Here is a 434-nt window from a genome sequence, read left to right on the forward strand (position 1 = left end):
TGAAGCTTTAGATGACAATTTTCGTAGGGGATTGCTATATACACTAGAAGAATATAAAGGAAATAGTGATTGGAATCCAAATTTTGTCCGAGGTATAGGCAGTTTTATGGGGGAATGGGGGGTATTGGGTAATTATAACTCTCTTTTTGCAAACGAGATATGGACCGCTACTAAATCGACTTTTAATACCGGCCTTGGTCCTGCACGTTTTTATCCGCTTGGTTTGAGACAAAATGGTCAGGTTGTAATCAATATGGGTGGCAAAAATCAAGGAAATCCTAATATTATTAATAAGGATATTTTTAACAAAAGAGCGATATGCCGTGGAGATTAATTCTATAAAGTTAACGATTGATAATCTGGCAAATACAACGCAACAAATTGTACCTATCAATAAACATATAAATACAATAAGTTGCGTTTAACCTTTAACA

Annotated in this window: 1 protein-coding gene; it reads left to right on the forward strand. The window is 34.6% G+C overall.

What is annotated here, in order from left to right:
- The coding region (locus H3U96_RS11100) for a hypothetical protein (RefSeq protein ID WP_198196715.1) at window positions 1-334 on the forward strand (334 nt) is incomplete at its 5' end.
- Window positions 335-434 lie beyond the last annotated feature (100 nt).

Origin of the sequence: Gilliamella sp. M0364 (assembly GCF_016100565.1) — a bacterium.
Lineage (GTDB): Bacteria > Pseudomonadota > Gammaproteobacteria > Enterobacterales > Orbaceae > Gilliamella > Gilliamella apis.